The sequence below is a fragment of the Niallia sp. HCP3S3_B10 genome (assembly GCF_052064465.1).
Taxonomy (GTDB): domain Bacteria; phylum Bacillota; class Bacilli; order Bacillales; family Cytobacillaceae; genus Niallia; species Niallia hominis.
Genome location: NZ_JBQHVO010000014.1, coordinates 70,507 through 77,814, shown reverse-complemented (window position 1 = coordinate 77,814; position 7,308 = coordinate 70,507). Strand labels below are relative to the sequence as shown.

The 7,308-nt window shown below is 33.0% G+C and carries 12 protein-coding genes and 1 pseudogene; 12 read left to right on the top strand and 1 reads right to left on the bottom strand.

Features of this window, described 5'->3' with window-relative positions; genetic code table 11:
* Positions 1-168 precede the first annotated feature (168 nt).
* The 12 genes and pseudogenes from ACTNDN_RS09160 to ACTNDN_RS09105 all read left to right on the top strand — a co-directional run bounded on the left by ACTNDN_RS09160 (position 169) and on the right by ACTNDN_RS09105 (position 6,933).
* Positions 169-696, top strand: coding sequence for an RNA polymerase sigma factor (locus ACTNDN_RS09160; RefSeq protein WP_441131113.1), 528 nt, complete (start codon positions 169-171; stop codon positions 694-696).
* Complete coding sequence (locus ACTNDN_RS09155; RefSeq protein WP_235249618.1) at positions 680-1,000, top strand: hypothetical protein; 321 nt, start codon at positions 680-682, stop codon at positions 998-1,000. Before ACTNDN_RS09160 ends, ACTNDN_RS09155 begins: the two co-directional genes overlap by 17 nt.
* Positions 966-1,388 (top strand): DUF4367 domain-containing protein, encoded by a 423-nt coding sequence (locus tag ACTNDN_RS09150; RefSeq protein ID WP_441131117.1) that lies wholly within the window; start codon positions 966-968, stop codon positions 1,386-1,388. The genes ACTNDN_RS09155 and ACTNDN_RS09150 overlap by 35 nt, the downstream gene beginning before the upstream one ends.
* A gap of 102 nt (positions 1,389-1,490) precedes the next feature.
* Positions 1,491-1,868, top strand: coding sequence for an NUDIX hydrolase (locus ACTNDN_RS09145; RefSeq protein WP_235249622.1), 378 nt, complete (start codon positions 1,491-1,493; stop codon positions 1,866-1,868).
* Positions 1,869-2,027: 159 nt separating this feature from the next.
* On the top strand, positions 2,028-2,543 hold the full coding sequence (locus ACTNDN_RS09140; protein ID WP_235249623.1) for a GNAT family N-acetyltransferase: 516 nt from the start codon (positions 2,028-2,030) through the stop codon (positions 2,541-2,543).
* Between the two features lie 24 nt (positions 2,544-2,567).
* Entirely contained in the window at positions 2,568-2,969 is a 402-nt protein-coding gene (locus tag ACTNDN_RS09135) for a GNAT family N-acetyltransferase (protein ID WP_235249637.1), read from the top strand.
* A 69-nt stretch (positions 2,970-3,038) separates the two neighbouring features.
* Positions 3,039-3,871 (top strand): annotated as a pseudogene (locus ACTNDN_RS09130) (DUF2785 domain-containing protein).
* Between the two features lie 8 nt (positions 3,872-3,879).
* Positions 3,880-4,410: a DUF4269 domain-containing protein gene (locus ACTNDN_RS09125; protein ID WP_235250081.1), complete on the top strand. Its 531-nt coding sequence runs from the start codon at positions 3,880-3,882 to the stop codon at positions 4,408-4,410.
* 27 nt (positions 4,411-4,437) lie between these two features.
* Positions 4,438-5,154, top strand: coding sequence for an alpha/beta hydrolase family protein (locus ACTNDN_RS09120; RefSeq protein ID WP_235249645.1), 717 nt, complete (start codon positions 4,438-4,440; stop codon positions 5,152-5,154).
* Between the two features lie 19 nt (positions 5,155-5,173).
* Positions 5,174-5,749: a histidine phosphatase family protein gene (locus ACTNDN_RS09115; protein WP_349205268.1), complete on the top strand. Its 576-nt coding sequence runs from the start codon at positions 5,174-5,176 to the stop codon at positions 5,747-5,749.
* A 16-nt stretch (positions 5,750-5,765) separates the two neighbouring features.
* Positions 5,766-6,311: a DUF402 domain-containing protein gene (locus ACTNDN_RS09110; protein WP_441131111.1), complete on the top strand. Its 546-nt coding sequence runs from the start codon at positions 5,766-5,768 to the stop codon at positions 6,309-6,311.
* Positions 6,312-6,333: 22 nt separating this feature from the next.
* A complete protein-coding gene (locus tag ACTNDN_RS09105; protein WP_441131110.1) occupies positions 6,334-6,933 on the top strand; it encodes a hypothetical protein in 600 nt (199 codons plus the stop codon).
* A gap of 60 nt (positions 6,934-6,993) precedes the next feature.
* Here the strand turns inward: ACTNDN_RS09105 and ACTNDN_RS09100 are convergent, their stop codons facing one another.
* Positions 6,994-7,302 carry a hypothetical protein gene (locus tag ACTNDN_RS09100; protein WP_231512548.1) on the bottom strand — a complete coding sequence of 103 codons (309 nt, stop codon included), beginning with the start codon at positions 7,300-7,302 and terminating at the stop codon, positions 6,994-6,996.
* Positions 7,303-7,308 lie beyond the last annotated feature (6 nt).

Genomic DNA, 7,308 nt, shown 5'->3' with positions numbered 1-7,308 from the left:
TAACCACATAATCGAACGCCTCCAGACAGCATTATATCAACCTTTATACAGTATGGTCAAGATAGCAACAATCTATACGAAAACAGCCTAAAATTATCTTTAAAAAAAGTAAAACTTTTAAAGCTTTCATCCGTCTATACATAGAACTTTTTAAAGGGAGGGGAAAAGTTGGAGAATGAGAAAGATAAAATCATCTTAGAATGGCATGAAAAGTTCGGGGATGCTATTTTCAAAAATATCCTAATAATGATTCAAGATTATCAGCAGGCAGAAGATTTAACAAACGAGACTTTTTTTAAAGTATTTCTTCATTTGGATACCTTTAAAGGACAATCAAGTGAAAAAACATGGCTTTACCGAATTGCTCATAATCTTACCGTTGATATGATTAGAAAAAAGAAGCCGTTAATACTTTTAAAAGAAGCATTTTTACTTAAAAAAGATGATTGTCCATTGCTCGATGAAATTTTACAAATGAAGGAACAATCGCTGGATCTTTATCATGTATTAAGTTCATTAAAAAAATCCTATCGAGAGGTCATAATACTAAGGAAACTGAAGGAGTTTTCTATAGAAGAAACGGCAGAAATTTTGGAATGGTCAGAAGGCAAGGTAAAATCTACTTTATTTCGGGCAATTCGTGCATTGGAGAAAGAATTAAAAAAGGAAGGTGCGTTAAATGGGAAAGTCATCTAAAGAACAGCTTGATTTTGATTTGAAAATTTTAGAAACAGATATCATTTGGGATAAGAAACGAAAACAAGCTACACGTCTAAAGCTAGAAGAGAGGATACAAGCTCATAATAAGAGACGAAATAAACTTCAGCCATTTCCTTTCGTAGCAATTTTCGTAGCATTGACTATTCTCTTTTTATTAATTCGTATGGAATCTCCATTATTACATAAATTTCAGGATATAAACGCAATGGATGAAAAAACAGCTAATCTAGAAGAATTGGTCATTTATTACAGCAAAAGAACAAAAAAAAATCGAAAATAAAAAAAAGGTATTTCTATCAGAGGAAGCAGGGATTCCTTATTCTCTAAATACACTTGAATTATCTTCACTTAAGATAACTGGTGAACCGAAAATAAGTGCGACGAAGGTAAAGAATTCTATTCTAGTAAACGCAGATTTTCCATTGTCAGACGGAAGCTTTCTTTCCATACATACAGAGAAAAAACAAAAAAATATATATGGTAATGATAAAAATAGTTTTGTAAAAAAAGAGCAGAAAATAACCATTAATAAACATTTAGCAGTACTTATCCATGAGAAAAATGATCTCAAATTAATTATTCCAACAAAGAACTATCAATATACGATTACAGGTGTTGAAGATAAGCAGGATTTAATAAGCATTGCGGAAATGATTGAATTTTACTGAGTTTGTGTAAGTACACTACAATATTTGATGAGAATTTAGCTATTATAGTTTTATAATTCCATTTCACGTATATAATTGAACCAATATCATGGCGAAAAGTTAATGCGAAATAGAGGCTCAGTAGTTATTATGGAAGATAATAAGCTATGTCTTATTAAAAGAAGTAGAAATAATTCTATCTATTATGTATTTCCTGGTGGTGGTATCGAGCCAGAAGAAACGCCTAGGGAAGCAGCTAAACGTGAAGCATTTGAAGAATTAGGTGTAACCGTCCAAATAAACGAATGCTTAGCAGAAATAGAATATGAAGGAACCCAGTATTTTTTCTTAGCAGATATCGTCAGCGGCAGTATTGGAACAGGTCAGGGAGAAGAATTTACGGAAAGATCTCTAGACCGAGGAACATATTTGCCAATGTGGGTAGAAATAGATGATTTATCAGCTATTGATGTAAAACCACTATTCGTAGCTAAAAAGTGAAAGAATACTTTGATAGAAAAATCTCTTTTTAGTAAAATGGCCTTTGTTCTTGAAGGTCATTTTTAATTTCGTCGGGTATCTGAATTTTTCGAAAAAGTGAATTTCTTCTTAATGATTAATGTTATAATTTTTGAAGGTAATGAGGAGGGAAACACAGCCATGTTATTTAAAAGTTTAGGAGAAAAAGTTTATATTAAACAGCCGGAGTGGAAGGAACTAGAGTTTGTGGAATGGCTTTGGGCTGACAAAGATACCATGATGGATGTTGGAGGTACAATTGAGTTTGAGGAAAGTCGGAGAATAGGATGGTACCAACGAATGGTTCAACCAACAGATGGAACCAACTTCTACTGCTTTATTTATACTTATGAAGACATTCCAATTGGGGAAGTAAGTTTCCATCGATTTGATCATGAAAAGCACCTAGCGGAGTTAAATATAAAAATAGCTTATAAATATCGTAGAAATGGTTATGCAAAAGAGGCAATTCATTTACTTCTGGATTATTTCTTTAATGAATTTGGAGGAGAAGTGATGGCAGACCGTGTGGCTATCCATAATACTGCAGGACAACAACTATTAATAAATTATGGATTCAATCTTATTAAAGATAGTAATCAAGACATAGTTCTATTCCGGTTAAGGAAAGAAGATTTTATTAAAATTATGAACTAATATAGCAGTAGGTAGGGGAATGGCATGACAATAGAAGTGTTGACATCTGTAGAGAAATCTATAAAGGCAAGCGAAGTGTTAGAACTTTATAAAGATGCTGGATGGTGGAATGAAAGAACGGAGCAAGATATGGAAAAAATGTTATCCCAAACATTAGCAGTAGGTGCATGGGAAAATAATAAGCTCATAGGCTTTGCCAGAGCAATAACAGATGGAGTTTTTAGGGCATATATTGAGGATGTAGTGATTCATAGTTCTTTTAATAGAAACGGAATCGGAACTATGCTTATTGCTAAATTGATAGAGGAATTATCCAATATTGATGTTATTAGTTTATTTTGTGAGGAAGACTTAATTGCCTTTTACAACAAGAATGAGTTTAAAAAAAGTAAATCACAGTTTGTGATGCATAAAGTAAATAGATGAAAAGGGATTGTTACTTCCCTTGTTATTGATAGGAGTGAGAAATTGAATCTAATAGAAAATATAATTCCCATGAAGGAAAAAGAGTTGAAGAACTTTTTAGGAAATAGAAAATCTGAAGAAATAGAATGGGATGAAAAAACAAAACAGACAGTCGTAAAATCTATGCTTATACATATTGGTTCACCAGATAGCGAGCTAAGAGATAATTTGATTTATCACACCTTTTGTCAATTAATCATGGAAAATAAACTAGAAAAGCATTTTTTATGTGAAGTGTTAGAAACCTGTTTAAGTGATCAATTCTTGTTTAAAGGAATTGGTGAAAAGGATACGGATTCTGTTTTCACTCGTTCTTTTACATCATTACTAATTGCACTTATTCTTTATCAAGATAATCGCAATGATTTTTTAACAGAAGCCAAGGTTAATGAAATTAAAGATAAATTGATCAACTATGTAAACCTTGAAAAAGATGTAAGAGGATATGTGAAAGATAGAGGCTGGCTCATAGTATGGCGCATGTAGCGGATGCTTTCGATGAACTTGTCAAAAGTGAAAAAATAAATCAAAGTACATACCCGGCAATAATGCAGGCGATTTGGCAAAAAATCTATCAAACGGAAAGTGTATATATTCATGATGAGGATGAACGAATGATTGTTCCTCTTATACAAATGATAGATAACGGTTTGGAGCAGGAAGTGTTAGAAGGCTTAATAATTAATATGAAAAACGATTTACACCAGTATAGAAATCAAATAGAGGAAGAAAGTTATTGGTTTTTGGTGGCAAACTGTAAGAATTTCCTGAAAAGTTTGTTGGTAAATATGATAAATAATCCTAAGTTATCTTCTATGCAGTCAGTCGTGAGCGAAACTTTAAATGAGATATATGAAATATGAAATTTTCAATGTTTGATAAACTAGATTATTTACGAGAAGGAAATGCTAAGCAGCAACAAGCATATTCAGCATTAAAGAAATTAAAAATATACGAAATTTTACATCCTTATAAACCAATTCTTTGTGGAACCATTCCAATTGGAGTGAATATAGAGGCTTCTGATTTAGATATTATAATGGAAGTCTACGAATTTGAAAAATTCAAACAGATTGTAACTGAGAAGTTTGGTGAAATGGAGCATTTTCGCCTGAAAAGATTAATGATTAGAGAAGTGGATGTAATGAAAGCAAATTTCAATTTTGATGGCTTCGAATTCGAATTGTTCGGTCAACCAATCCCGGTAAAACAGCAATATGCATATCTCCATATGATTATTGAACACGAAATTTTAAGGATAAACCCAACTATAAAAGAAGAAATCCTTTCACTAAAGAAACAGGGCTATAAAACAGAACCAGCTTTCTGTAAGGTACTAGGGCTAAAAGGTGAACCTTATCATTCGCTGATCCAATATGGGAAAGTGAAGAGATTTATTTAAGTATAGGTAGTAAAGGAAGGTACGACAGTGGAGAGAATAGTAATCGGTGAATATAAGTTTTATCAGTCTACTAATATTATTCAAAATAAAGACAAAATTGTGATCCTATATCATGGTTGGGGTGGAACAGCGAAAGGATACATAGAGTTGGCCGAAGAGATTGCTCAAGAAGGATTTGGTGTATTAATCCCTAACATCCTTAATCATGATGAAAGATACCCTTTGGAAAATCACTTTGATTCCAACGTTACCCGAAAGTACTTTTGGAATACCGTTTTCCATACCATTAATGATTATAATGAGTTTTTAAGAGTAATAGGCGTAAAGAAAAACAGTACCATATTAGTAGGCAATTCTATGGGGGGATTTATAGCAAATGGCATTTTTGCGAAAGAGCCTGAAATAAGTGGATTAGCAAATATAAATGGATCGGGTTCATTTGTGCTTACCGAAAAAATATTTCGAATATGGGATGGTAGAGATGAGATGTCTCAAGAAGAAGAGAGTCGATTAAAGAAATATGATCCAATCGACAAAATGATTAGTCTATCTCCTATTCTTCTCATGCATGGGGATAGTGATACGATTATTCCAATCGAGGGGCAAAAAAACTATTATAAGTATATTACCAAAGAGGAAAAACGAACCAATGTGGAAATGGAAATCTTCGAAAAAGTAAATCATGAATTTACACCGAAGATGGTTCAGAAACTAATCACTTGGTTAAAGGAAATCAAAAATTAAAATGAGGGGATGGGATGGAATGGAATTATTCTTCATACGGCATGGAGAGGGAGAACACACGCTTAATCTTCCATCTAGTCTACATAAAAGAAATCCGCCACTTACAAAAAAGGGAATGGACCAAGCAAAGAAACTTAAAGATCGCTTTCCTTTAAGCACTCAAGATATTGTGTTCATTAGTCCATTAGTAAGAACTATGCAAACAGCTATGCTGTGGGCTGATGGCGTCGATTGCAGAAAAATAGTAACTCCTTACGTTTCTCCAAGAATGTTCCCTCTCTTATCAAATAAGCAGACATTGCCTTGCGATGTAATGATGGAAAAGGAGAATATATTACATGCATTTCCTTCCTTTGAACTAGATGACAATCCACCAGTAGCCTTATGGAAGGAAGGATTTAACACCGCTACAGAAAGGGATTTTACAAGATACGCTGAAGAATTTTTAGCAAATTGTAGTCGATTAAAAAAAGAGAAAATCTATATTGTCTCACATGACGGCACAATAACTTCCTATCGCCAGTTAATAACGGGTAGACAATTAAGTAGAGATGATTTTCCGAAAGAGACAGGGTGGTTTCGGATAAATTGTTGATATAGGATGGGTGAGTATGCCGGTAAAAAGAAAATTCGGAAATCATAAAGGTTGGAAACGGATATTAGAAAAGCATTATGCGCAAACGTTTATAATAACGGATGAGTTTACAGGATATTTGTCCCTATTTCATTCCATAAAGGTAGCGGAATCAGTAACGAAAAGGTATAACCAGAAAGAGGTTTGTATACTTGATGATGGCTATATGTGGCTTCACCAGTATCCATTAAAGAAAAATCACTCCATCACTACTATGTTTAATGGAGATGGTGAAATTGTACAGTGGTATATTGATATCTGTCTTGAACATGGAACAGAAAATAATGTTCCTTGGATGGATGATTTATTTTTAGACATTGTAGTACTGCCATCTAAAGAGGTACTTTTACTGGATGAAGAGGAACTGGAGGATGCATATAGGAATAGAACTATTTCGAAAGAACAGTATGATTTAGCATGGAAAGAAGCTAGTGATATTTTAGAACAATTAAAGGAGGATCAATTCCGCTTATTAGCATTAGCCGAACAACAGAAAAAGGAGCTGGAGAAGAAGTTAAAATAATTAAATAAATCGCTCGAAAGGATTGATACCAATTATCATATCAACACTAGTATTAGGCTGGATAGGAATCGTCTTATTTGTCATCCTTGCCGTAACGTTTCCAAAGCTGGCTAAAAATAACGAATTTGGATTTATACATATTCTAATGGCATTTATGTATACCATGTGGTTGCCTATTCCAATTACATTATATGAGATACTACATACTACTAGCCTAAAAGTAGGAATGATTTTTGGGTTAGTATACTTATCGATGATGATTATTACAATGAGTTTACAAACGGGGCATATTGTCCATAGTGCAAAAGAAAGTCAGTCACAAGCAATAAGCAATCATTTTATGGAGATATTATCAGGCCCGTTTGAATTAATGGCCAATATTGTAAAGAGTATTTGGGTATTATTTCTTGCTGTAGCATTTTGGGAACAGGAATATGTTATGATGGCAAATTTGATGGGAATCATTGGTATACTTATCATTTATTTTGTCCTACTTTTAATAAAAGAAAGCCTCCTTAAACCAAATAAAATTTTAAATCGGATAGTCGGAAATCCATATTTTTTTAATATAGAAGTGTTTTGTCTTTTTGTAAGTTTACTAATATTTCTCACTTTTATTTAAATCTTATAATAGAATGGAAGAAAGGTGAGAGCGGCTGAACAAAAAGTATAAATGAAATCACTAAACACCCATTAAAATTGTACCTAGTATATGGTAAAAAACAGGGAACAAGAACAATATTATATTGGCAATTATACCAACTAATGATAGTGTATCTCTATTCCGTTTATATCCTAAAAGACCGATGACTGCTCCAAATGGACACAAAAAAAGCGGCATGAGAACAGGTAATCCTTGAAGCTTATCCAACGGAATGATGTTTGTAAAAAAATTAAGAATCAATAGTCCAAGGACAATAGGAAAAAATATCGATAGTACACCTAAAAAGTTGCTTTTATTGATTTGTTTTTTTCCGAAATTCTGATGCACATTCAT

Bases quoted from the DNA above. Each gene is read 5' to 3' on its own strand.
- ACTNDN_RS09140 (WP_235249623.1), top strand. From the start codon at position 2,028: ATGTTATTTAAAAGTTTAGGAGAAAAAGTTTATATTAAACAGCCGGAG.
- ACTNDN_RS09145 (WP_235249622.1), top strand. From the start codon at position 1,491: ATGCGAAATAGAGGCTCAGTAGTTATTATGGAAGATAATAAGCTATGT.
- ACTNDN_RS09135 (WP_235249637.1), top strand. From the start codon at position 2,568: ATGACAATAGAAGTGTTGACATCTGTAGAGAAATCTATAAAGGCAAGC.
- ACTNDN_RS09110 (WP_441131111.1), top strand. From the start codon at position 5,766: ATGCCGGTAAAAAGAAAATTCGGAAATCATAAAGGTTGGAAACGGATA.
- ACTNDN_RS09115 (WP_349205268.1), top strand. From the start codon at position 5,174: ATGGAATTATTCTTCATACGGCATGGAGAGGGAGAACACACGCTTAAT.
- ACTNDN_RS09155 (WP_235249618.1), top strand. From the start codon at position 680: ATGGGAAAGTCATCTAAAGAACAGCTTGATTTTGATTTGAAAATTTTA.
- ACTNDN_RS09125 (WP_235250081.1), top strand. From the start codon at position 3,880: ATGTTTGATAAACTAGATTATTTACGAGAAGGAAATGCTAAGCAGCAA.